The sequence below is a fragment of the Paraflavitalea pollutisoli genome, from assembly GCF_029360705.1.
GTDB classification, from domain to species: Bacteria; Bacteroidota; Bacteroidia; order Chitinophagales; family Chitinophagaceae; genus Paraflavitalea; species Paraflavitalea pollutisoli.
Genome location: NZ_JARKMX010000003.1, coordinates 1 through 24414 on the forward strand (window position 1 = coordinate 1; position 24414 = coordinate 24414).

Genomic DNA, 24414 nt, shown 5'->3' on the forward strand with positions numbered 1-24414 from the left:
TTGAACCGTGGTTGGGTACAGTACTTCAGACTGAACGAGGCAAAGAGCGTATATGTCGAACTTGATAAGTGGGTTCGCTGCCGCCTTCGACAAAGCTACTGGAAACAATGGAAGCTGCCGTCGACCCGGGTGAAAAAGCTCGTCAGTTTGGGGACGCCCGACTGGCAGGCTTATCAATGGGGCAATAGTCGTAAAGGCTATTGGCGGCTGAGTCACAGTCCTATCCTGAAACGGGCACTGAACAGCTCTTTACTCAAAAGAGAAGGGTACCTATCCCTTACGGAATTAAGTACCCTTCCAACGTTTTTACTCTGATGTGCCGCCGTATACGGGTCCGTACGTACGGTGGCTGGAGGGGACGGCGCGGCAGAAACCGCGCCTCCTACTCACTTGCAGGGTTGTGCGCGTTAAATGCAGTCTTCTTCATTCATCATTGTTGCTGTCGGATGAAGCGCGCAAGACTGGTAGGGCCATTGAATGTTGTTGATACATTAAGACCCACATGATAATTATACTTTCTTGTCTTGATGAGTTGTAAACTATTCTTGAATGGTGTGTTAAGGTAATTGAACATGATAAGCAGATTGACCTGGTACGGGCATGTCGCTGCTAAATGAAGCTGGGATTGAGTTGTAGCGGTTGTTGATTTACTTATCATGTAAAAAAATACTTGCGCCTGAATGTAGTAGCGAGCAGCTAAAAATGTTTTCTTTAAGTCTTGTAACTGATAAAAGGAAACGGATGATGTTATAGGCAGGTTAATTTTAATGACGCTCATAAACGAATATTAACTACCTTGGGCGCTCTTTTTTAACCTTGCCTTGATCTACCAACACCTATCTGGGTTGCACTGAGATGATTCACACAACGAATGCATAAGGGTCTTCGGGCTAAATCTGAATCCTGATCCTGACTATCGCAAAGACTGACTAATATATAGAAAAGGCCATTGTTTATCATTGGTATTACCAATAAAAGAACACATGAGAATGACTGGAACACTTTCGCATTACTACCGTTCACTTCCCGTACTGTATTATCCACAGCATTATAACGATTGTATTATCAAGCTATCTATCAAATAGCCTGACTTAATATACCTGTAAGGGTTCCAATCCCATACCTCCGTTCTGTATTTCCTGCAGGGCTGGATGGAATGCTATTGCCTTACAACAATTTACCCTATGTATAAGTATTGTGAAATCAAACTTTAGATACCTAAACTTTTCTTTTTAACTAAAACTGAAAAAGGCATGAGAAAGATTCTCGCGTTAGCGATGGTCATGTTGCTCTTTACCGGCTCTTTGTTGGCACAAAACAAAACGCTGTCCGGTAAAGTAACCGACCAGGCAGGTGCCCCGATCCCCGGCGCATCTGTGGTCCTCAAAGGAAACAATGGTGGTACATCGACGGGTAGTGATGGTAGCTACTCAATTACAGTTCCCGAAAATGCCAGGACCTTGATTGTTTCTGCTGTAGGTTTTGCTCAGCAGGAAGTGACCATAGGTAAAAATATCCAGCTGGATATTCAACTGACAAAAAATGATCAGGGATTGGCGGAAGTCGTAGTGGTGGCTTATGGAACACAGAATAAGCGTTCGTTGACAGGCGCTGCTACTACCATCAGTACTGAAAAACTGGCGAGAGCGCCTCGTGCCAGTATCCAGGAAAGCTTCCAGGGTAACGTGGCAGGTGTGCAGGCCGTAAACGGTTCAGGTCAGCCAGGTAGTGTACCCAATATCCGCATCCGTGGCGTAGGTTCTATTAACGCTTCAAGTGCTCCGCTGTATGTAATAGACGGAGTACCTGTCGTATCTGGCGATATCACCGGCTACAACACTAATACCATTGCTGGCCTGAGCAGCAATGATGTGGAAAGCGTGACCGTATTGAAAGATGCTGCCGCAGCTTCTTTATATGGATCGAGAGCTGCGAATGGTGTGGTATTGATCACTACCAAAACCGGTAAAGCTGGTAGAACGAAATTCAGCGCTTCTGCTCAGTATGGTATCAACAAGATCACCCTCCGCGACAGCGATCTGCCATTGTCTACACCAGAGATGCTCGAATTACTGCGTGAAGGATGGGTAAATTCTGGAAAGAACCTGGCCGATTTTCCTGCTGAGGTAAAAGCCCGTGGTGTAGATAGCACTGTTAATACGGATTGGGTAGATGCATTGACCCGCAATGGTAATTTCCAACAATACGATCTGTCTGCTTCTGGTGGTACTGACAAGACTACCTTTTATCTCTCCGGAGGTATCTATAAATCGGAAGCGGCTGTAATTGGTTCTGATTATACCAGAACAACGGCCAAGCTGTCGTTGACCAATAAGGCAACAGACAGGTTGAGTTTCAATGGTTCATTGTCGCTCGGCTACCAGCAGTCAAATACCTCTTCTGATGCTGGCGCTTTTGCCAATCCTATCCGTTCATTCTATCGTCTGCAACCCTGGTTGAGGATCTATAATCCGGATGGTTCTTTTGACAACAGCTACAACAATACGTTCAATCCCGTGCAGTTGGCGGAAAAGAATTTCCGTAAGGCTAAATCGTATTCTGCATTGGGTTCGGTAGGTGCTCAATATAAGATCTATCAGGGCTTGACCTTCGAAACCAAGGCAGGTCTGGATATGAACTATGGTATGACCAACCTGTTCTGGTCACCCGGATTTGGTGATGGTCGTAACTATGGTGGCTATGGCTCAGCTTCCAATGCATTATACCTGAACTGGATCACCACCAACCTGTTGAAATACAAAACAACTTTTGGAGAAGATCATGAATTTGATGCCCTGGTAGGGTATGAAGCGCAGAAAACAACGGTTAACAGCAGCAGCAATGCAGCCTCTAACTTCCTGCCCAACACCAATACGCTGGCCAATGCCGCCAAACCTGAGTCGTCCTCTTCTTCTATTACCGAAAACAGCATTGCTTCCGTACTGGCCAACGTTGGATACAACTATAAGCGGAAATATTACCTGACCGGTACATTCCGTCGCGATGGTTCTTCCAGGTTTGGATTCAACAAACGATATGGCAATTTCTGGTCTGTAGGCGCTTCCTGGGATATCACCAGCGAAAGTTTTATGGCCAATCTGAAAACATTGTCACAATTGAAGCTGCGCGCGAGCTACGGTCTGAATGGTAACCAGGAGATCGGAAATTTTGATTCCCGTGGTCTCTACAGCGGCAATACCGTGTATGATGGTTCCCCTGCTTACGCTCTGACGCAATACTCCAACGATAAGCTGACCTGGGAAGTCAATAAGCCGTTGAATATCGGCCTCGACTTCGGTTTCCTGAACGATCGAATCACCGGTAGCCTGGAATGGTATGAGCGTAAAACAACCGCCCTGTTGCTGACTGTTCCTATCTCTTCCATCAATGGTCTTACTGGTTACACCGATAACGTAGGTGCGATGAAGAACAGCGGTATCGAGATCAGCATCTCATCCCGCAACATCGTTAGCAGCAGTCCGGATGGTTTTAGCTGGAGCACAGACTTCAACTTAACCACCCTGAAGAATAAGATCACTGCCTTGAACAGCCCCAGCCGGGGTACTTTCAACCGCGAAGTTGGCCTGGATTTCTACCAGTACTACCTGATCGACTATGCAGGGGTGAATGCTGCCAATGGTGAGGCGATGTGGTATACCGATAGCGCCAGGACTAAAACAACGAATGTATTCAGTCAGGGCCTTCGCGCTAACCAGGGTTCAGCCTTGCCTGATTTCTTCGGTGGTCTTACCAACACCGTCTCTATGAAAGGATTTACCTTGAGCTTCCAGTTGTACTACAACTTTGGTAATAAGATCTACGACGGTTGGGGATCTTTCCTCAACTCGGACGGTTCTTCAGGCTTCAGTGCAACCGGAAAGATCAATCGTTACACCTACGAGAATCGTTGGAAGAAAGCAGGCGACGTGACTGATGTTCCCCGGGTTACCTACCTCGGCTCACAGACGGGTCTTTCTTCGCAGAACTCTTCCCGCTTCCTGTATGACGGTGATTATGTTCGCTTGAGGGATGTTACGCTGTCTTACAACCTGCCCAGATCAGTGACCAGCCGTCTGAAACTGGCCAACGCAAGGTTCTATGTTCGCGCCAACAACCTGTTTACCTGGGTGAAAGACAAACGCCTTTCTTACGATCCTGAAGTACCTGTCACAGGTGATCTCGATCAGCGTCCTCCTGTTTTCAGAACAATCGTGGGCGGTATTGACATTTCTTTCTAAATTTTTAAGTGTTAAATATGAAACGCGTAAAATATTCAATATATATACTTGCAGCGATAGTCCTGGCGGGAACTGCCTGCAAAAAGAGTTTCCTGGAGATAGATCCGCAACAGAATACAGATGTGGCGCAAACGGTAACCGATGTGCCTAGTACCCGGGCGGCAGTAAATGGTATCTATGCCCTGTTGCAAAGCGCCAATTCGTACGGCCGTACAGCCTCCCTGATTCCAGATCTGATGTCCGATAACCTGCAGATCAGTGTCATCAATGCAAACCGTTATCAGCCGCAGGATCAATATGCGATGGCTGCCAATGACGGTATGGCTACCAATCTTTGGAACAACCTGTACCAGGTAGTTGCCAACGCCAACCTTGTCATTGAGAAGGGAGAGCCTTTGGAGGTGCCTGTGGCCGACACGGCAGAAAAAAGAAAGCTGGTTGGCCAGGCGTATGCACTGCGTGCTTTTGGTTATTTCAGCCTGGTTCGCTTCTTTGCGCAGCCTTACAACTTTTCGGCTGGTGCTACACACCTCGGTGTTCCTATCACCTTGAAAACGGCAACCGATAAGTCGGGTGTTGTTGCCCTGGGCCGTAATAGCGTAAAGGAGAATTATGATCAGATCATCAAGGATCTCGACAGTGCGGTAAGTAAACTCAATACTGATACTGCCGCGACTTCTACCTCGTCCAAAACAAGGTTCAATTATTTTGGTGGTCTGGCTTTGTTGTCTCGTGTGTATCTCTACAAGGAAGATTACGCCAAGGCTATTGATGCGGCTAATAAAGTGATCGATCGTAAGAAATATACCTTGTTGCCTGGTGCCACGCTGGTGGCGGATTTCAGAAAGCAGAGCAATGCTGAGACCATTTTTGAAGTTGCTTTCACTGCCACCGATAACAATAGCACCGATGCGTTGGGTTATTTCTATGCGCAAGGTGGTTACGGCGATGCGATTGCCACAGATACGATGTACAAGATCTATACCGCAGCCGATGCGCGTCGTGGCTTTATAACTAGAAGCAGGCGCACCGGAACCGGAGGAGAGAATCCTGCCAACATCGTGAATAAGTACAATAACATTACGACTTACGAAGAGAACCTGAAGGTGCTTCGACTGGCGGAGGTCTACCTGAACAGGGCTGAAGCGTATGCGTATAGCAACCAGGATAACCTGGCCCGGGCCGATCTCAATGTAATCACCACCCGTGGCGATGCAGCAGCAACCGTTCCCGGCACGCTTGCCGGTGACGACCTGAAGGCAGCCATCCTGGTGGAAAGAAGAAAAGAGTTTGCTTTTGAAGGGCACCGTCTTTTCGACCTCACCAGACGCAAGCAGACATTTACCAAAACGAGAAGGGGTACCATTACCTTCATCGTAAATGCACCTGAGAATAAGACTATACTTCCTATACCACAGCGCGAGATGGATGCTAATCCTGCCATTAAAGGACAGCAGAATCCAGGATACGGCAACTAAGTAATTCGATGGATGATATACAAAAGGGTGCACCATGCGAAGTGCACCCTTTTTATTTTGAATCAGTTTACAGTCTTTAATTGCCCGGATACCAATTCCTCAATCTTACTTCGATCTTCTTCCTGCCTGCATCTACCAGGTTCTTGAATTCGTTTACGTCGCTAAGACCACCCTGCCCGCGGTAGTGATACGGGTACACGATGGCTGGCTGGAAGGCCAGTACCGCATCAGCCGCTTCTTTCACATCCATGGTATAGGGCAGGTTCATACAAACGAAAGCAATATCAATATTTTTCAGTGCCCTCATTTCCGGAATACCCTGCGTATCACCTGATATATAGAGGCGTTTACTGCCAATGGTAATTACATAACCATTTCCCCTGCCTTTGGTATGGCGGGCAGTTTCGCTTTCCGGGAGATTGTACATAGGTATAGCTTCTACCATGAGGCCACCTTGTTTGGTTTGGTCCCCGTTTTTCAGCACAATGATATGGTCCTTGTCGAAGCCGGTTAGCTTTTCTGCTACTACCGGTGGTGCAATAATAATGGTAGAGGGTTTCTTCAGGGCGTCAATAGATTTCTGGTCATAATGATCTCCATGAATGTCGGTAATGAGAATAATATCTGCTGCAGCCATTTCCCGGAAATGATCAGCCCCGAAAGGGTCTGCGTAGATCTTTTGGGTGCCGGTTTGTACCAGCAGGCTGGCATGCTCTATAGGTTGTATACTGATCTTCCCTGTTTGTTTGTCTTCGATAATGTCCGGACTGGCCAGTTGCGCCTGCCCCTGCAACAGGCCGCAAATCAATAAGGTAGTAGTGAAAAAGGTTCTCATACAATGGTTTTATGCGATAAATGTAGCGAATCTCCCGAAAAGCAGGGGGAAGGGATGTGGCTGACCGGAAATCGCTTTAGTAATAAATTAACGGCAGGAGGTTTTTAAGTGTTAGGAATCCTAACTATATTTGTATTGTCAAATCATTCCTAACATTTAATAGATGTATATGAAAGTCTCCGTGTACGACACGTATGTCACCAAAAAGAATGGAAAGATCATGCATTTTGATATCCTGGTGCCACATCAGCTGACCGATGAAGACAAGATCCACCAGTATGGACAGTCTTATTTGCAAACCAAGGATCAGGCAGGGCAGCCGCTGTCTACCAAAGAATGCAGGTTCTGCCACATCGAAGAGGCAAGCCCGGAAGTAGTGGAAGACATCAGTCGTCAGGGCTATTCGATCATCGAAATGCAGGGCTGTTACAATTAACCTAACTTTATAGCATGAACAACGATACCAGAGAAACTTTACCGGCCAATGGTAGCTTCTATGAGCTGGTAATGACACGCTTTCATCAGAAACAGAAAGCCGCGCTCCTGTATGAGGATGGTGGTGTGACGCGTGCCAACGGTTTTATTACAGCCGTTTTAGAACGGGATGGCAAGCAGTGGCTGCGGCTCGATGACAAGCTGGAAATTGCGGTCGACAGGTTGTATGCTGTAAACGGTACTTTTTCCTCAGATTATTCAGAATGCTAAATGAACACAACGGATACCATACCATTTAACCCGGATGATCAGAACAATTCTAATACGGCAATGATCATTGCCGCTTTGGAACGCATTGGCGAATCGTTCAGGGTGATGTTGTGGGAGCAGGCGAAGGAACATGGATTAAGCCCGATTCAGGTGCAATCGATCCTATTTCTGCATACGCACGATGAATCGAAAGCAACGGTTACTTATTTGTCCAAAGAGTTCAATGTAACCAAGGCTACCATGAGCGATGTGGTGAAAGTGTTGTCGGAAAAAAAGCTATTGGTAAAGAAGGATAACCCTGCCGACACCAGGGCGCAGGTGCTAAAATTGACGGCATTGGGGAAGAAGATGGCGAGCGCAACCGGTGGGTTTGCCAATAATTACCTGCGTTACCTGGAACCGCTGAGTGATCGGCAAAAAACGAGCCTCAAGACCGTGTTGCTGGACATGATCTATAACCTGTACAAAGATGGCATCATTACCATGCAACGCATGTGCTTCACCTGTGTTCATTATGCAACTGCCAACAATAAGCCTTTTTGTAATCTCTTACAGATAACCCTGACGCCAGACCATCTACGATTGGATTGTCCCGAACATGTACAACAAGTAGGGTAGTAGTGAATACTACTTTACTGATTGGATGTTGCATCGGTAGGTTTTACCGCCGGCAGAAAGGGCTATATACTAGCAGGAGGTTTCTATTGCTAACCCGAATCACTTAATTGCCATGAACGATAATGCAGACCAGTTGATCATTGAACAAAACATTTCTCTGATCAGGCAGCGAATAATGGCGGCCTGCCGCAAAGCAGGCAGGGATAGCGCAGACGTGCAACTATTATTGGCCACCAAAACGGTTCCGGCTGAAAGGATCCAGCTTGCCCTTGCAGTGGGAGAAACGTTGACGGGTGAGAACAAAGTGCAGGAGTTGAAAGAGAAGGCCGGCGTGCTGGACAGCCTGCCGGTCGAGCGGCATTTTATTGGCCATTTGCAGACGAATAAGATCAAAGAGGTGTTAAAATATGTGAACTGTATACAATCTATCGACCGGATGGAACTGGCGGAGAAGCTGGATGCGCGGTTGCAGTTTGAACAAAAGACCCTGGATATATTTGTACAGGTCAATACTTCTTTTGAGGAGAGTAAATTTGGAGCGCATCCCGATCAGGCCTTGTCGCTGATAGAGCAGCTGGGGACTTTAAAAACACTACGGATAAGAGGTTTGATGACGATCGGCTTGTTTGATGCAGACCCGGAGAAGGTACGCCCCTCGTTCAGGCTATTGCGGGAGATCAGGGATGCAGCCATAAGCGGTGGTTTGTTATCGTCAGCGCAGAATGGCTTGAGCATGGGCATGAGCGGTGATCTGGAAACAGCCATCGAGGAAGGGTCAACAATTGTTCGGGTAGGAACCGCTGTGTTTGGCAAGCGGCAATATCCGGACAGCTATTATTGGAATGAAAACAAATAAACATGCGCATACATTACATACAACACGTGCCATTTGAGGGACTGGGATACATTGAGCCATGGTTGAAGGAGCGGGAGCATACCATTACTGTTACCAGGATATGGGAGCAAGCTCAATTTCCGTCGGTGGCGGATGTTGATGTCCTCATCGTTATGGGTGGGCCCATGGGGGTATACGATGATCATCTATACAAATGGTTACCTGATGAGAAGAACTTTATCTACGATGTTGTGAAGGCCGACAAAAAGGTTATTGGCATTTGTCTGGGTGCGCAACTGCTGGCTTCCGTATTGGGTGCTACCATCTTTACCAATAAGCACAAAGAGATCGGTTGGTTTCCGGTTACGTTCGACAAATCCTTCAGCGAGTGGTTGGGGGCGGAGGTGCCGGACACCATGGATGTTTTTCATTGGCACGGCGATAAATTCGATAATCCCTATGGTGGAGTCATTCAGGCAGCATCGGAAGCCTGCAATCACCAGGTTTTTACTTACGGTGAGCATCTGATAGGATTGCAGTTTCACCTGGAGGCAACGCCGGACACCATCTGTGAGATGATAAAAAATGGAACGGAAGAATTGGTGGAAGGGCCATTTATCCAACCCGGAGAGGTCATTGCCGAATACAAGGCTTTCGGGCAACCCAATTATTTGATGGGATTGATCCTAGAAAAGATGTGTACAGCGTAGCATGAAATCACCTCGCGGGCATAGAAGGATTTATCTGGACGATTCCGGGGACTTCAATAATTTCGTGCCAAATACGCAGCGCAGATGGACGGTCAGTACAGAAAAGACATATTTCCGGGGCAAGAAGTGGCAATCATTCTCAAGAAGGACCAACGCAGTGGCAAATTAACCTATGGCATTGTCAAGGACCTGCTGACCTCTTCTGCCTATCACTCACGCGGCATCAAAGTGCGGTTGCAGGATGGCCAGGTAGGTCGTGTAGCCGAGATCGATGTGGTAGATCCGGATGGAGAGTAGGTTATGAATATTTGAATGGCGACAGACAGATCTATATGCAAAAAGGCCTCACTTGCGTGAAGCCTTTTTTTGTAGCGAGGATGGGAATTGAACCCATCACCTCAGGGTTATGAATCCTGCGCTCTAACCAACTGAGCTACCTCGCCATATTCTACCCCGGGAAGGGAGTTGAACCCCTGTTGGTTCCCGTGGAGCCGACCAAAATCGAACCCCGTTTTTTCCAGTTGAAACCCATGGGCGTCAAATGGGCTGCAAAAATAGAAAAAATCAGCGTTCGGCAAAAACTTAATTCAAAGAAACTCAAAAAGATTCGGCGCTTCTGTGTTCCACGCGGTATATGGTGATTTTACCGCTTATTGGTTGAGCGACTACCAATTAGACTATTGGCAGCGTCCCTTCGCACGAAGCCAGGGTTGGGGAGCTCCCCACAAAAAATCCCGGACAACTACACGCTGTCCGGGATGAGCTATCGTTACCGCAGTGCGGTATAGCGTTTAGTTCGTCTTACCAGGATACACTTTCAATGCCGCTTCCAGGCAATCCATCGCCTTGTTCAGGTCATTCACATTGAGTACATAGGCGAGGCGTACCTCATTCAATCCCAGTCCTGGCGTGCCATAGAAACCGGTGGCAGGCGCCAGCATCACGGTCTGCTGGTCGTGGTTGAAAGATTCCAGCAACCACTGGCAGAAAGTGTCTGCATTGTCGATCGGCAGGCGGGCAATGGCATAGAAAGCTCCACCCGGATTGGGACAGAAGACTCCCGGCATGGCATTCAGCCTTTCCACCATCACATCACGGCGCTTCTTGTATTCTGCTTTGGTAGCGTCGAAATAATCATCGGGCAGGTCTACCGCCGCTTCACCTAAAATTTGTGCAAAGGAGGGTGGGCTTAGGCGGGCCTGGGCAAATTTCATTGCCGTATCCAATACCTGCTTGTTGCGGGTGATCAGGGCGCCAATACGGCCACCACAGGCGCTGTAGCGCTTGGAAATCGTATCCATCAGTACCACATTTTCTTCAGCACCCTGCAGGTGCATCGCGCTGATGTGCTCACCTTCGTAACAGAATTCGCGGTACGCTTCATCGGCAAACAGGTAAAGATTGTGTTTGATAACGATCTGCTTCAACGTCTCCATCTCCTCTTTGCTGTAGAGATAGCCGGTAGGATTGTTGGGATTGCAGAGTACGATGGCCTTGGTTTTGGGACCAATCGCTTTCTCAAACTCACTGATCGGTGGCAGTGCAAATCCGCTTTCGATATGCGAAGTAATGGGCTTTACCTGTACGTCGGCTGCTACCGCAAACCCATTGTAGTTGGCGTAAAACGGCTCGGGGATGATCACTTCATCACCGGCATCGAGGCAGGCCATAAAACCAAACAGGATGGCTTCCGAACCGCCCGTCGTTACGATGATCTGGGTATGATCGATCTCGATACCTCTTTTCTTGTAATATTCCACGAGCTTGCGGCGGTAGCTTTCGTTACCCGCACTGTGGCTATATTCCAGTACTTTAAAATCGGCATGGCGCACCGCATCCAGCGCCGCTTGGGGCGTTTCGATATCGGGCTGACCAATATTCAAGTGGTATACTTTGACACCTTTCTTCTTGGCTGCTTCTGCAAACGGAACCAGCTTACGGATTGGAGAGGAGGGCATAGATTGCCCCCGATGACTAATTGTTAGCATGGCGCAAAAGTAAGGAGGTTCTGATAAATCCTCAACGCTCTTCCTGCTGTGACTTTGATAAACCTACCGCTGGCCGTAACCTGAAGTAATGCACCGCGCCTTGAGCAATCCCTACTGGTGCTCCGGTCGGATAAACCCTTTTCAACATCACGCCGGTTTAACATTCGGGGTAAATAGACCCCTTCAGTATCATCCGGACTGCCTCTGCATCAAATAAACCCTTTGCAGTTCTTGGCACCACACTGGCAGGGCAGCTTTCCATCATGGTGTGTCTCGCCATAGTTACAGGTCAGCTCTTCATTCACCTTGATAGGACGCAGGGCGTAAAACTCCACCCGCCGGTGGGTTAGCCGCATATAGGTATTGGGGTCACAGCTATGGTTGATGTACCGCAGCTCATTGGGATTGACGGACGCATTCAGGGCTTCGCCGTTGTCAAACTCGACCATGGCCACCCGCTTCGTCTGGGCGGTAATGCGCCGAGCCTCCCGGATCGTGATGATCACCCCGCCCAGGTCACCAATCTTTTTCCGGGCCGGTATTCGTTCCAGGGCATAAGCTCCCTGGCCGTCTATCTGACTTTTCGCTACTTTGATCGGGTAGAAGACCCGGTAGTCAGGTGTGGTAAGGATCTTTTTCTTCGCGTTTGCCATGGGTAGTAATTGATAGGGAGCGACAAAGCTACTATAATCGGCCATTGATGGCGCCATAATTCAGTAAAAGCCAGCAAGTTTAGTGACTCTCCTGGTTGGCCATTGGCAATACGGGGCTTGCTTTTCCGGGCTCACCTGTAATGTTCAATCAGGACTATTTATTCACCTGTATAGCTATATTAGGACGAGACACCATCAGGATGGGAGAAGTAACTCTACTGGTCGCCAACACCCATGAATCAGCCCGGTTACGCCACGTTTTCAGCGTAGATACAGCGTCTCTTATAGAGGTGCTGTATCTACGCTGTATGGACGCTGTATGGGCGCTCTATCTACGCTGTATCCTCTATAATCGCATGATTATCAATAGCACGCTGCGAGCCTTTCGGAAGCAGTAGAGGCAGGAGCAAAAAAAATCCCCATAGCAGGCCGCTATGGGGATCAATATCAATGAGTTAAAGCTTATTTGCTTTTCTTGGAACCTTTCTCTTTTTCGTACTTGGCGTAGTCTACGTCATTCAACACTTCACCAGTGATCTTGATCTCCATGGGAGCGTCGATACCAGCCACCTTTACGGTGATGCTCTTGGTGAAGGTACCCAGTACACCAGCATTGAAGCCAGCTGTGATCTTGTCTTGCTTTCCTTTAGCAATGGGAGCCTCAGGCTTTACAGGAGTGGTGCAACCGCAGGAAGCAGTCGCTGATTCGATCACTACTGGTTTAGTGGCCGCATTGCTGAACACGAAATCATAAGTTACGGGTACACCTTGCTTGATCTTACCGAAATCGTGGGTTAATTCTTTGAATTTCAGTACATCAGATGCTTTTTGACCAGCGGTTGCAGGTGCCTGCGCAAACATGGTAGCGGATAACAGAAGGGCACTTACTGCCAAAAGAAACCTTTTCATATTGAATTGATTTTATGAATGTTTAAGTAATGACAAAGACGCGTTTGCGGGAGCAGAGGTTGCCGGTGCCTTGTAGACATTTCCAGATATAACAACCTGCTTTGTCTGATTGTTGTTGTAAATAATAGTTACTGTTTTGCTGAACGGACCTTCGCCGGCAGAATTGTACCCCACTTTGATGGTGGTAGACGCTCCCGGTTGGATCGGTTCGCGGCTCCATTCGGGCGTCGTACAGCCACAGCTGGTTTGTACATTCTCCAAACGGATCACCTCTTTGCTGGTATTGGTGACCTCAAAAAGATGGGTTACCGGACGTCCCTGGGGAATTTTCCCAAAGTCGTAACTGGCTTCTTTCAGCGCCAGTGAAGGTGCCGGAGCTGCCTGCGCATCCGGTGTGGTCTGTGCCGTGGCCGATGCAGCCAGGCCGGTTATCAAGAGTAGCGTAAACACTATTTTCATACTCTTAGGATTTGGTTAGAGATGCTCCAAAAATACATTTTTAACGTAGTAGCAGGTAATAATTTTTACCCCTAAAGACATTTTTTTAACATCCCCGCAAAAGGCCGCATTTCAAGGGGATTTAATCAATACTTTTACACCATGGAAAACACGATTCACAACCCATTGCTGACCAGCGAAAAGCTCTCCTTCGACAAGTTTCGGGAAGAAGTGCTGCGCGATTACCAAATGGCCTGTGAAAGCCGGGAAGTCAGTCTGTTAGGCCGAAAGGAAGTGCTGACAGGCAAGGCTAAATTCGGCATTTTCGGTGATGGCAAGGAGGTGGCGCAGATTGCGGTTGCCAAATTCTTCCGCCCCGGTGATTTTCTGTCCGGTTATTACCGCGACCAAACCCTGGCTTTTGCGACCGGCCAGGCTACCATCGAAGAGTTCTTTTCCCAGCTGTATGCGGATACCGTCAATGACCCCCACAGTGGTGGCCGGCAGATGAATTCGCACTTCGCGACTCCCAACGTAACACCTGAAGGCGAGTGGCTCGACCTCGTCAACCATAAAAATATTGCGGCCGGCATGGCGCCCACAGCGGCCCAGCTGCCCCGCTCGCTTGGGTTTGCCCTGGCATCTAACCTGTTTCGACATTCTTCGGTATTGCAGGATATGACGAGCCTCAGCGACAACGGCAACGAAGTGTGCTTTTGTACCATCGGCGATGCCTCGACCTCCGAGGGGCATTTCTGGGAAACCATGAATGCCGCCGGCGTACTGCAGGTTCCCATGGCCGTATTTGTGTGGGATGATGGATACGGAATTTCAGTACCCCGCAAATACCAAACGACCAAAGGCTCGATCTCCGAAGCCCTGAAAGGCATGCAGAAGAAAGACCATACCAATGGGTTCGATATCTATAAACTGAAGGCTTGGGATTATGCCGGCATGTGCGAAGTATTGGAAACGGCCATCCAAAAGATCCGCGACACCCATATCCCCGCTTTGTTCCATGTAGAAGAAGTCACCCAGCCGCAGGGGCATTCTACCTCGGGTAGTCACGAGCGCTACAAAAGTCCGGAGCAATTGGAATGGGAGCGCGAGTGGGATGCCAACAAGAAATTTCGCGAATGGGTGCTCGAAAATGAACTAGCCAGCGAAGATGAGTTGTATGATATCGAGGTTGCAGCCAAAGAGCTGGTACGTGACAGTAAGATACATGCCTGGGAAAAATTCGTGAACCCCATCAAAGAGCAGGTAGCACAATGCGTTGAGCTGATCGATAACCTGATCCAGCAGGGCGTGGACGTACATGGTGATATTACCAAAGCCAGGCAGGAGCTGGTTAATAACCGGGAGCCGCATCGCAAGGATATTATGGTGGCCTTGCACCGGGTGATTGCCGCGGCCGGCGACTCGGTCATGGCAGAAGAAGTGAAGACGTTCTACAACACACTGAAAAAAGAAGGTTACAACTACTACAATACTTACCTATACGATGAAAGTCCGAAGAGCCCACTGAAGGTGAAACCCGTGCCGGTGGAATATGCGCACGATTCGCCATTGGTAAATGGGTATGAGATACTGAACAGGTACTTCGATGCACTCTTTGCAGCCAATCCTAAAGTATTGGCCTTTGGGGAAGATGTGGGTAAGATCGGCGATGTGAATCAGGGCTTTGCAGGATTGCAAGCCAAGTATGGCGAACACCGCATTTTCGATACCGCCATCCGGGAACTGACGATCATGGGGCAGGGCGTTGGTCTGGCCATGCGTGGTCTGCGCCCGATCGCAGAAATACAATACCTCGATTACTTATTATATGGCCTTCAGCCACTGAGCGATGATGCGGCCAGTCTGCACTGGCGCACCAGGGGCCGCCAAAGTTGTCCGCTGATCGTGCGTACCCGTGGCCATCGCCTGGAAGGTATCTGGCACAGCGGATCACCAATGGGTATGATGTTGCATGCACTGCGTGGATTGCATATCTGTGTACCCCGCAACATGGTACAGGCAGCGGGTATGTACAATACCTTGCTGGAGGGCAATGACCCAGCCATCATCGTAGAGTCGCTGAATGGTTATCGCCTCAAGGAGAAATTACCCGCCAATCTGATGCAACATCGCGTGGCGCTGGGTGTTCCCGAAATTGTGCGCGAAGGGGAAGATATCACGGTAGTATCGTATGGATCTACCCTTCGTATTGCGCAGGAAGCAGCCGTTCACCTCGAAAAAGAAGGTATTAGTTGTGAAGTGGTCGATGTGCAGACCTTACTGCCATTCGATATTCACCACATGATCCTCGACTCGCTGAAGAAGACCAACCGCATTGTCTTTGTAGATGAAGACGTACCAGGTGGCGCTTGCGGCTTTATGTACAATGAAGTGATGGAAAAGCAGGGTGGTTACCGCTGGCTCGATGTGGCGCCGCGTACGATTACGGCACAGGCGCATCGTCCGAGTTATGGTAGCGATGGCGACTACTTCAGCAAGCCCAACCTCGAAGAGATCATCGATGTGATCCGCGAAATGATGGCTGAATAGGAGCAGGCATGGAATACAATTTCCTGAACATTATTGATATCCTGGGTACGATCGCTTTCGCGGCTTCCGGTGCTTTTTCGGCCATGGAGCGCAAGCTCGATCCCTTTGGTGTGGTGATCCTGTCATTTGTTACGGCCATTGGTGGCGGTACCTTGCGGGATATCCTGATTGGCAGTACACCGGTGGCGTGGTTGCGCAATGATATGACGGCCATCATCATTCTCGCTACTGCTTTTATCACCTTGTTCTTTGGTCGCTATGTAAAGCAGTTTCACAAAACACTGTTCTTGTTTGATGCTATGGGGCTGGGCGTGTTTACACTGATCGGACTCGAAAAAGGCTTGCAGCTGCACCTGAGTCCGGGCATTTGTATTGCGCTGGGTACCATTACGGCCTGCTTTGGCGGGGTGATACGCGATGTACTGCTCAACAATGTGCCGTTGATCTTCCAACGGGAGATCTATGCATCGGCCTGCATCATTGGAGGCACACTATATCTATTAGTACAAAAGACAGGCATGGACGATGATGTCAATGCGATCCTGGCCATTCTCGTGATTGTTTTTGTGCGGATCATTGCCATTCGTTACAAGTTGATGTTACCCAGGGTATATGAAAACCGGATGTAATCTAATATCAAACCTTACTGTATGAAATATACGCTGTACCAGGTCGATGCATTTACCGACAAATTGTTTGGCGGCAATCCGGCTGCGGTTATCCCCTTGCAGGAGTGGATTGCCGACGACCTCATGCAACAGCTCGCATTGGAAAACAACCTGAGTGAAACGGTGTTTTTTGTGCATGCGGAAACCGGTGCTGATTATGATTATCATATCCGTTGGTTCACGCCTGCCAGCGAAATCAATCTATGCGGACATGCTACCCTGGCCTCAGCCTGGGTATTGTTCAATAAGCTGGGGTTTGATCAGCCGGTGATCCGTTTTCAAAGCCTGAGCGGCTTGTTGACGGTTAGCAGGAAGGAAGAGCTCATCACCCTTGATTTTCCCGCCTGGACGCCGGAGCCGTTGAAAGACTTTCCGGCCGAACTGGCGGTAGCGCTGGGTTTTATTCCTATCAAAGCCGTATTCAAGCACCGCGATTTTTTGGTGGAGCTGGAAAGCGAAGAGGCCGTGCTGAAGTGCCAGCCCGATTTCGTACGGTTGAAGCGCATGGAACAGAAGGTGATCATCACGGCGGCTGGGAGTAATGGAACGGATTTCGTTTCCCGCTTCTTTGCGCCGGTGATAGGCATAGACGAAGACCCTGTTACCGGCTCAGCGCATTCGCAACTGATTCCATATTGGGCCGGAAAGCTGGGAAAGACTAACTTGCGGGCAAAACAGCTGTCCAGGCGCGGGGGCGAATTATGGTGTTCTCTCCAGGGCGAGCGTGTTACGATGGCCGGTAAATGTGTGTACTTTATGAAAGGGGAGATCGAACTGAACGGATAACCAGCTTGGCTGGTCGAGCGCTGGGGCCCCCTGATCATGGACCAGCATTGACCGCATCACCCATACCTAAAAACTCTGATCGTGTTATCACCTAAAGAAAAGCGATTTGTAAAATATTGGGAAGAGCAGCGCACCGGCGGGCGCGTATCTTACTTTGCTTTGTATATTCCCGTTATTACGCTTATTACAGCCATTGTTTGCTCCTTTCTCTTCTCGATGATCTCCATGATCGGCTTGAGCTATTTTGTGTCTGTAGGTATTCTGAGCCTCGTATTTGGCATTGCCATTACCGTCTACACCTGGTTGCACAATGAGCGACGGTTCAAAGGTATTATCAAGCGTGAGATCCGCGAAGGTGAGCAGCAGATTAGGTAGGGTAGGTAAATGGCCCAATTGACGAGTCACTTCAGCCATCAGTACCTATAATAGAAATAAATAGCCCGATTATAGAGCCGACGAGAATGCTACTTCGACACCGCTGCAGCAATCTTCCGATACGCCCGTAAATACTTATTCAACCGCGCAATGTCTTTTGAAGTGACTTCGGGCATACGCCGTACGTCCATATTGTCAGTGAGGTCATTGAGCTTGACCAGGCAGGCCAGCCGGTTTTGCAAAGTGCGTTGTACAAAATGATCATAGTCTTCGCTTTCCGACTCCTTCGTTACACAACGCAACGCCGCAATGATATCGGGACCAAATCCTACGGAGGCCAATCGCTCGAAAGTCCAGTCGGTATCCTCCACCACATCGTGTAGCACGCCGCAGATCTTCTCTTCCTCCGTTCGACCCATATTCATGACTCGCATGACGTGGCCAATATAAGGTGCCCCATATTTGTCTACCTGTCCCTGGTGTGCCTGGGTGGCAATATCGATGGCTTTTTCCAGCGTCATTTGTTTTCAAGTAAGGTGATAGAAATGGCAGCAAGGTGCCCGTTACCAAATGTAAGCATTCCAGGGGCAACGTGCTGCAGTAGTAGCAGCGATTTGATGGCTGGGCAGGTATTTGGCGGCCGGCGCGGTACTAACACTACCTGGTATCCTCCCTAAGGGGATAATAAAAAAAGGCCGATCGCAAGATCGGCCTTTCCTTTATTGACTACACGTCGACCAGCAACCGGTCAGTGCATACATTAGGCGAGGTTGTGGAATACCTTCTGCACGTCGTCGTCCTGCTCCAGTTTGTCGACGAGCTTCAGTACTTCCTGCGCGGCTTCTTCGTCCAGTTCTACCGGTGTGCCGGGAATCCACTCTACTTCCGAGCTGATGGGGGTAAGGTTTTTCTCTTCCAGGGCTTTCTGCATATTGCCGAAATCAGTGAAACCTACCCGGATCACCAGTACGGGTTCGCCATTCTCACCGGTTCCTTCACCCAGTTCTTCCAGGCCAAAGTCGATCAGCTCCAGTTCGAGGTCTTCCGCATTCAATCCTTCGGGCTTCAGTTTGAAAACGCCCATCTTCTTGAACTGGAAGCTTACGCTGCCACTGTTGCCCAGGGTGCCATTGCCTTTGTTGAAGATCGACTTCACGTTGGCCACCGTACGCACGTGGTTGTCAGTAGCAGTCTCTACCAGGATCGCTACACCATTGGGACCATATCCTTCGTACAGGATCTCTTCATAGTTCTCCATTTCCTTACCGGAAGCGCGTTTGATGGCGGCTTCCACCCTGTCTTTGGGCATGTTCACGCTTTTCGCGTTCTGCATACAACGACGAAGGGCAGGATTGGTGTGGGGATCGCCGCCACCTGCCTTTACAGCAATGGCGATTTCCTTACCGATGCGGCTGAATTGTTTGGCCATGCGGTCCCAGCGGGCAAACATGGTAGACTTACGTACTTCAAATATGCGACCCATATATTATTAATTACGATGATTTTGATGTTCGTTGGCAGCCCAGCAAGCCCGTGGGGCCAGTACAGGCGTGCAAAAATAAAACATGCCGGTGGCATAAAAAAACGTCCCGGGAAGATGTTTCCGGGACGTTTTTCCACCTGGCGATGCCAGATTTATTGGTTAAGCTTACTTCTCTTCTGGCTGTAGCCAAAATAAATGATCAAACCGATGACCATCCAGGCGAGGGCGGTCAATTGGGTTACGTGGTCGAGCGAGATGATCATCGCTCCGCACACCAGTACACCCATGGTAGACACGAAAGGCACCGCAGGGGTTTTGAACGGACGAACGATCTCGGGGTTCGATTTACGCATGATCCATACGCCAACGCTTACCAGTACGAACGCGAACAGCGTACCGATGCTGGTGAGGTCACCCGCCAGGCGACCAGGTACGAAACCTGCAAAGGCGCCTACGAAAAGGAACAGGATCAGGTTTGATTTATAAGGAGTTCTGAACTTCGGATGCAGATCTGCGAACACCTTGGGCAGCAGGCCGTCGTTGCTCATGGAGTAGAACACACGGCTTTGACCGAGCAGCATCACCAGGATCACAGAGGAGAAACCAGCCAGGATGGCTACGGTTACCAGTGTTTCGAGCCAGGCGTGATCTGCCATATAGGTTTTGATCGCATACGCTACTGAAGCTTCACCACCCTTGTTCTGGAAGTCGGTGAAAGGAGCTACACCGGTCAGTACCCAGGAGAACAGTACATATAAGATGGTACAAACCACGAGCGAACCGAGAATCCCGATGGGCATATCGCGTTTGGGATTCTTCGCTTCCTGGGCGGCTGTCGATACCGCATCGAAACCGATGAAGGCAAAGAACACGATAGCAGCACCACGCAACACACCCATGAAACCATGGTTGAATGTAGACGCATAGGAATAATGCGAACCGTCGGGGAGGATAGCGTCAGGCTGGTCGGCAGGGATGAAGTAGGGAACGTGGTTCTCCGGCTTCATGTATTGCCAGCCAATCGCGATAAACACCAGTACGATAGCGACTTTTACAAATACGATGATGGCGTTTACGATCGCTGATTCTTCTGTACCCTTGATGAGCAGCAGGGACAGGAGTAACAGGATCAGCAGAGCGGGTGCATTGATGATACCGGTATGCATTACACCACTGGCGTCTATAGCAGACTCCAATGGCGAGTGGCACCATTCATATGGTATTGCCCCCCCCAACAAATTATTTAAGTATTCACTCCAGGCAATTGATACCGTAGCAGCGCCCAATGCGTACTCGAGTACGAGGGCCCAGCCGATGATCCAGGCAACGATCTCACCCATGGTCGTGTAAGCATAGGTGTAGGCGCTACCAGCGATGGGGATCATCGAGGCAAATTCAGCATAACATAAACCTGCAAAAGCACAACCTACGGCTGCAATGATGAAAGAGATGGTTACAGCGGGTCCGGCATGTCCACCAGCGGCTGCTGCCGTACGTACAAAGAGACCGGCACCGATGATGGCACCAATACCAAGGGCAACCAGGTTCCAGGCACCCAGCGTCCGCTTCAGTCCTTTTTCAGAGTCTGCTGCCTGTGCTAGTAAGGCAGTAAGGGATTTTTTTCTGAACAAACTCATACAGTTGGTTATAGTTTATTATGTGACCAATTTGATAAATAAAGCCGGAAAGATAAGGATAAAATGATCACGACCATTTTAAAATCAACCCCTGTAACCTGTTTTGGGGTGAGTGGTAGCCCCTATAATCACAAACATGGTTTTTTCCCTTTATGCCTTATATTGCAGGCCATTACCCAACAAGAATTGCCTTCATGAAGAAAAACAGGCTTACGCTCTATATTCTCCTGGCCATGGTGCTCGGATTTGTAGTTGGAGCGATCGTACACTATTCAAGCTCCCCTGAATTTATTAAAGGTTTCTCCAAGAATATTAATCTGCTCGGTAAGGTGTTCATCCGCCTCGTGCAGATGATCATCGCCCCGCTCGTATTCTCCACGCTGGTAGTGGGCATCGCCAAACTCGGCGATATGAAGACGGTAGGTCGTGTGGGCGGCAAAGCCTTGCTCTGGTTCGTTTCTGCCTCGCTGGTGTCGTTGCTGATCGGTTTGCTCTTGGTCAACCTGCTGCAGCCAGGCCATTATATTGACCTTTCCCAGGCAGACAGTGCTGGAGTAAAGGACCTGATGACCAAGAACCAGGAGTTTTCCCTGGAGAAATTTGTGGAGCACATCATTCCGCGCAGCTTCGTGGAAGCGATGGCGACCAACGAGATCCTGCAACTGGTCGTATTCAGTATCTTTTTTGGCATCGCGATGACCGCATTGGGGGATTACGGCAAGCCGCTGATCAAAGCGCTCGATGTGGTGGCGCATGTGATCCTTAAAATGGTCGGCTATGTCATGAACTTTGCTCCGTTTGGGGTATTTGGCGCCCTGGCCGCTGTAATAGCCGTAAAAGGTCCCGAGATCTTCAAGTTCTACATTGTGTATTTCGCCTACTTCCTGATCGGCATCGCCGTATTGTGGGTGGTATTGTTATCGGTAGGATATCTTATATTAGGTAAACGCATTGGTCACCTGCTCAAGCGCATCAGCAGTCCACTCCTGATCGCGTTCGGTACCACCAGCAGTGAAGCCGTATTTCCCAAACTGACCGAAGAGCTGGAGCGGTTTGGCTGCAAAGGCAAGATCGTGTCTTTCGTATTACCCTTGGGTTATTCTTTCAACCTCGATGGCAGTATGATGTACATGACTTTCGCGAGCCTCGCCATCGCGCAGGCTTATAAAGTTCCGCTGGACCTCGGTACACAGCTCACGATGCTGCTCGTACTGATGGTGACCAGTAAAGGCATAGCCGGGGTACCCCGGGCCTCGCTGGTGATCGTGCTGGCTACCTGCTCCATGTTCGGGATTCCACCGGAAGGAGTAGCTTTGATCCTGCCGATCGACCATTTTTGTGATATGTTCCGTACGATGACCAATGTGGTGGGCAATGCGCTGGCCACCAGCGTCGTTAGTAAGTGGGAAGGAGAACTGGGCCCCGAGCAAACAGATACCGGGAGCCTGGCCGCCTGACCGGTCGCATCACCTAAACACTAATACCTCATCTTTTTAAGCTCGTAGTATGACCTTGCTGGACCTGATCTTACTGGATTTTCACTGGAAGCAGTTGCTGAACCCGCAGTTTTACATCGAAAATGGCGGATTGTGGCTCTTGCTGTTTGTGGTGTTTGCAGAAACAGGCCTGTTTGCCGGCTTTTTCCTGCCCGGTGACTCGCTGTTGTTCGTAGCCGGTATTTATGCCCATGAAGGTGAAGGGGGCAAGCCAGGCATTACCTACGAGTTGCTGAAACTGGTCGGCATGGGTGAGGTGCGCAACGAATGGCTCGACCTGATCATACTTTGGTTACTCATTTCCCTCATGGGGATCCTCGGCAATATGGTCGGCTACTGGACGGGGCGCAAGATCGGTCCGGCCATGTATACCTGGAAAGACAATATGCTGTTCAAAAAACATTACCTGCACCAGGCCCATGAGTTTTATGAGAAAAATGGCGGTGGCGCGATCGTGATCGCCCGTTTCCTGCCCATCATCCGCACCTTTGCCCCCATCGTAGCCGGCATTGTGCAAATGGAGAAGAAGAAGTTTACCTTTTATAATATTGTAGGATGCCTGGCCTGGGTATTCAGTATGCTTTTCGCCGGTCACTTCCTGCAGAAATGGATTCTTTCCCAATTCGGCTTCGACCTGAAACAACACCTGGAAGTGATCGTGATTGGCATCGTGCTGGTAACTACTGCACCAGTTATTATTAAGTTGTTCTTTGGGAAGAAGAAGGCAGGAGCCGAAAAACTGCCGCCTACCAACGAAACGACTGAATAACCGCCATGCAACAGAAAAATGCTTCTGTTTTTAACCTTGCTGTCATAGTTGCTGCCCTTGGATATTTCGTAGACATCTACGACCTGTTGCTGTTTAGCATTATCCGGGTACCATCTTTACGATCATTAGGCCTGAACGATGCGCAAATAGCCTCCGACGGCCTTTTTATCATTAATATCCAGATGCTCGGCCTGCTCTTCGGTGGCATCTTCTGGGGTATCCTCGGTGATAAAAAGGGACGCCTGAAAGTATTATTCGCTTCCATCATTCTCTACTCGCTGGGCAATATCGCCAACGGTTTTGTGCAAACCGTCAATCAATACGCCACGATCCGGTTCATTACAGGTTTTGGACTGGCGGGTGAGTTGGGTGCCGGCATTACCCTCGTCAGTGAGTTACTGCCCAAGGAAAAAAGAGGCATCGGTACTTCGCTCGTGGCAGGTATTGGTCTTACCGGTGCGGTAGTAGCCTTCTTCATCAAAGAGCTATTCGAATGGCGTACCTGCTACTTTATTGGAGGCGGACTGGGCTTTGCGCTGCTGCTGCTGCGGGTAGGGGTGCTCGAGTCGGGCATGTTCAAAAGCATCCAGGATTCGCGGATTGCCCGGGGCGATATCCGCATCTTGTTCAACAATGCCCAACGTTTCCGTAAATATCTCTGTGCCATTCTCATTGGCCTGCCCACCTGGTATGTGATCGGCATCCTGGTGACCTTCTCCAAAGAGTTCAGCGAGCATATGGGCATCGACGGCAAGATCGATCCCGGCAAGGCGATCATGTTTGCGTATGCAGCTATTTCAATAGGTGACATTGTAGTGGGGCTGGTCAGCCAATGGTTCAGGAGCCGCAAAAAAGCCCTCTTTCTCTTTTACGGACTCACCGCAGTCGGTATTGGTTGGTTTTTCAGTCTCGAAGGGCAAACACCCGGGTCGCTGTATGCGGCCTGCGCCCTGCTGGGCTTTGGTACTGGTTTCTGGGCCATCTTCGTCACCATGGCGGCAGAGCAGTTTGGTACCAATATCCGCGCTACGGTCGCTACTACCGTACCCAATATGGTACGTGGTGCGCTGACGCTGGTATCGCTATTGTTTGTGAGTCTGCAGGCCTCGCTTGGTTATGTCATGAGCGGTCTGGTGACGGGTATTATCGTGATGGTAGTGGCTATTGTGGCGGCCTTCCTGTCGGAGGAGACTTTCCACAAAGACCTCAACTATGTGGAGGAGTGATCTTACCTTCGCACGAA

24 protein-coding genes and 1 tRNA gene are annotated in these 24414 nt (G+C 49.3%); 16 read left to right on the forward strand and 9 right to left on the reverse strand.

The annotated features are described in order from the left end of the window. From P2W70_RS07735 to P2W70_RS07745, 3 genes are all read left to right on the forward strand, one after another. The coding region (locus P2W70_RS07735) for a group II intron maturase-specific domain-containing protein (RefSeq protein ID WP_276480867.1) at nt 1-315 on the forward strand (315 nt) is incomplete at its 5' end. Nucleotides 316-1253: 938 nt separating this feature from the next. Next, complete coding sequence (locus P2W70_RS07740) at nt 1254-4238, forward strand: SusC/RagA family TonB-linked outer membrane protein (RefSeq protein WP_276480868.1); 2985 nt, start codon at nt 1254-1256, stop codon at nt 4236-4238. Between the two features lie 17 nt (nt 4239-4255). Then, nucleotides 4256-5716 (forward strand): RagB/SusD family nutrient uptake outer membrane protein, encoded by a 1461-nt coding sequence (locus P2W70_RS07745; RefSeq protein ID WP_276480869.1) that lies wholly within the window; start codon nt 4256-4258, stop codon nt 5714-5716. Nucleotides 5717-5792: 76 nt separating this feature from the next. Here P2W70_RS07745 and P2W70_RS07750 read toward each other — a convergent pair whose 3' ends face one another. Continuing rightward, nucleotides 5793-6551 carry an MBL fold metallo-hydrolase gene (locus P2W70_RS07750; RefSeq protein ID WP_276480870.1) on the reverse strand — a complete coding sequence of 253 codons (759 nt, stop codon included), beginning with the start codon at nt 6549-6551 and terminating at the stop codon, nt 5793-5795. Between the two features lie 169 nt (nt 6552-6720). Here P2W70_RS07750 and P2W70_RS07755 point away from each other — a divergent pair, with 169 nt between their 5' ends. The 6 genes from P2W70_RS07755 to P2W70_RS07780 all read left to right on the forward strand — a co-directional run bounded on the left by P2W70_RS07755 (nt 6721) and on the right by P2W70_RS07780 (nt 9716). Further along, on the forward strand, nt 6721-6987 hold the full coding sequence (locus P2W70_RS07755) for a DUF2024 family protein (protein ID WP_276480871.1): 267 nt from the start codon (nt 6721-6723) through the stop codon (nt 6985-6987). 14 nt (nt 6988-7001) lie between these two features. Next, complete coding sequence (locus P2W70_RS07760; RefSeq protein WP_276480872.1) at nt 7002-7256, forward strand: hypothetical protein; 255 nt, start codon at nt 7002-7004, stop codon at nt 7254-7256. Next, the gene (locus tag P2W70_RS07765; protein WP_276480873.1) at nt 7257-7874 is read left to right on the forward strand and encodes a MarR family winged helix-turn-helix transcriptional regulator; all 618 of its coding nucleotides are present in this window, start codon (nt 7257-7259) and stop codon (nt 7872-7874) included. Nucleotides 7875-7986: 112 nt separating this feature from the next. Then, nucleotides 7987-8730: a YggS family pyridoxal phosphate-dependent enzyme gene (locus tag P2W70_RS07770; RefSeq protein WP_276480874.1), complete on the forward strand. Its 744-nt coding sequence runs from the start codon at nt 7987-7989 to the stop codon at nt 8728-8730. A gap of 2 nt (nt 8731-8732) precedes the next feature. Then, the gene (locus P2W70_RS07775) at nt 8733-9419 is read left to right on the forward strand and encodes a type 1 glutamine amidotransferase (RefSeq protein ID WP_276480875.1); all 687 of its coding nucleotides are present in this window, start codon (nt 8733-8735) and stop codon (nt 9417-9419) included. Between the two features lie 84 nt (nt 9420-9503). After that, entirely contained in the window at nt 9504-9716 is a 213-nt protein-coding gene (locus tag P2W70_RS07780; RefSeq protein ID WP_276480876.1) for a YwbE family protein, read from the forward strand. A gap of 72 nt (nt 9717-9788) precedes the next feature. On the opposite strand, the gene P2W70_RS07785 is transcribed toward P2W70_RS07780, so the two are convergent. From P2W70_RS07785 to P2W70_RS07805, 5 genes are all read right to left on the reverse strand, one after another. Next, nucleotides 9789-9862: transfer RNA gene (locus tag P2W70_RS07785), tRNA-Met, on the reverse strand. 348 nt (nt 9863-10210) lie between these two features. Beyond that, the gene (locus P2W70_RS07790; protein ID WP_276480877.1) at nt 10211-11407 is read right to left on the reverse strand and encodes a pyridoxal phosphate-dependent aminotransferase; all 1197 of its coding nucleotides are present in this window, start codon (nt 11405-11407) and stop codon (nt 10211-10213) included. Nucleotides 11408-11616: 209 nt separating this feature from the next. Next, nucleotides 11617-12060 (reverse strand): SET domain-containing protein, encoded by a 444-nt coding sequence (locus tag P2W70_RS07795; protein WP_276480878.1) that lies wholly within the window; start codon nt 12058-12060, stop codon nt 11617-11619. Nucleotides 12061-12522: 462 nt separating this feature from the next. Then, nucleotides 12523-12969: a DUF1573 domain-containing protein gene (locus tag P2W70_RS07800; protein ID WP_276480879.1), complete on the reverse strand. Its 447-nt coding sequence runs from the start codon at nt 12967-12969 to the stop codon at nt 12523-12525. A 12-nt stretch (nt 12970-12981) separates the two neighbouring features. Continuing rightward, a complete protein-coding gene (locus P2W70_RS07805; RefSeq protein ID WP_276480880.1) occupies nt 12982-13428 on the reverse strand; it encodes a DUF1573 domain-containing protein in 447 nt (148 codons plus the stop codon). A gap of 141 nt (nt 13429-13569) precedes the next feature. Here P2W70_RS07805 and P2W70_RS07810 point away from each other — a divergent pair, with 141 nt between their 5' ends. From P2W70_RS07810 to P2W70_RS07825, 4 genes are all read left to right on the forward strand, one after another. Next, nucleotides 13570-15957: an alpha-ketoacid dehydrogenase subunit alpha/beta gene (locus P2W70_RS07810; RefSeq protein ID WP_276480881.1), complete on the forward strand. Its 2388-nt coding sequence runs from the start codon at nt 13570-13572 to the stop codon at nt 15955-15957. An 8-nt stretch (nt 15958-15965) separates the two neighbouring features. Next, nucleotides 15966-16586 carry a trimeric intracellular cation channel family protein gene (locus P2W70_RS07815; protein WP_276480882.1) on the forward strand — a complete coding sequence of 207 codons (621 nt, stop codon included), beginning with the start codon at nt 15966-15968 and terminating at the stop codon, nt 16584-16586. 21 nt (nt 16587-16607) lie between these two features. Beyond that, nucleotides 16608-17411: a PhzF family phenazine biosynthesis protein gene (locus tag P2W70_RS07820; protein WP_276480883.1), complete on the forward strand. Its 804-nt coding sequence runs from the start codon at nt 16608-16610 to the stop codon at nt 17409-17411. Nucleotides 17412-17492: 81 nt separating this feature from the next. Next, nucleotides 17493-17786 carry a hypothetical protein gene (locus tag P2W70_RS07825; protein WP_276480884.1) on the forward strand — a complete coding sequence of 98 codons (294 nt, stop codon included), beginning with the start codon at nt 17493-17495 and terminating at the stop codon, nt 17784-17786. A gap of 89 nt (nt 17787-17875) precedes the next feature. Here P2W70_RS07825 and P2W70_RS07830 read toward each other — a convergent pair whose 3' ends face one another. From P2W70_RS07830 to P2W70_RS07840, 3 genes are all read right to left on the reverse strand, one after another. Beyond that, entirely contained in the window at nt 17876-18307 is a 432-nt protein-coding gene (locus P2W70_RS07830) for a phosphohydrolase (RefSeq protein WP_276480885.1), read from the reverse strand. Nucleotides 18308-18546: 239 nt separating this feature from the next. Further along, entirely contained in the window at nt 18547-19269 is a 723-nt protein-coding gene (locus P2W70_RS07835; protein ID WP_276480886.1) for a YebC/PmpR family DNA-binding transcriptional regulator, read from the reverse strand. Between the two features lie 152 nt (nt 19270-19421). Next, nucleotides 19422-20906, reverse strand: a complete 1485-nt coding sequence (locus P2W70_RS07840; protein ID WP_276480887.1) for an amino acid permease — start codon at nt 20904-20906, stop codon at nt 19422-19424. A gap of 194 nt (nt 20907-21100) precedes the next feature. On the opposite strand from P2W70_RS07840, the gene P2W70_RS07845 reads away from it, so the two are divergent. The 3 genes from P2W70_RS07845 to P2W70_RS07855 are packed head-to-tail and all read left to right on the forward strand — an operon-like array spanning nt 21101 to nt 24397. Continuing rightward, nucleotides 21101-22363 (forward strand): dicarboxylate/amino acid:cation symporter, encoded by a 1263-nt coding sequence (locus P2W70_RS07845; protein ID WP_276480888.1) that lies wholly within the window; start codon nt 21101-21103, stop codon nt 22361-22363. Between the two features lie 49 nt (nt 22364-22412). Then, nucleotides 22413-23171, forward strand: coding sequence for a DedA family protein (locus P2W70_RS07850; protein ID WP_276480889.1), 759 nt, complete (start codon nt 22413-22415; stop codon nt 23169-23171). A gap of 5 nt (nt 23172-23176) precedes the next feature. After that, entirely contained in the window at nt 23177-24397 is a 1221-nt protein-coding gene (locus tag P2W70_RS07855; protein WP_276480890.1) for an MFS transporter, read from the forward strand. The last annotated feature ends 17 nt before the right edge of the window (nt 24398-24414 follow it).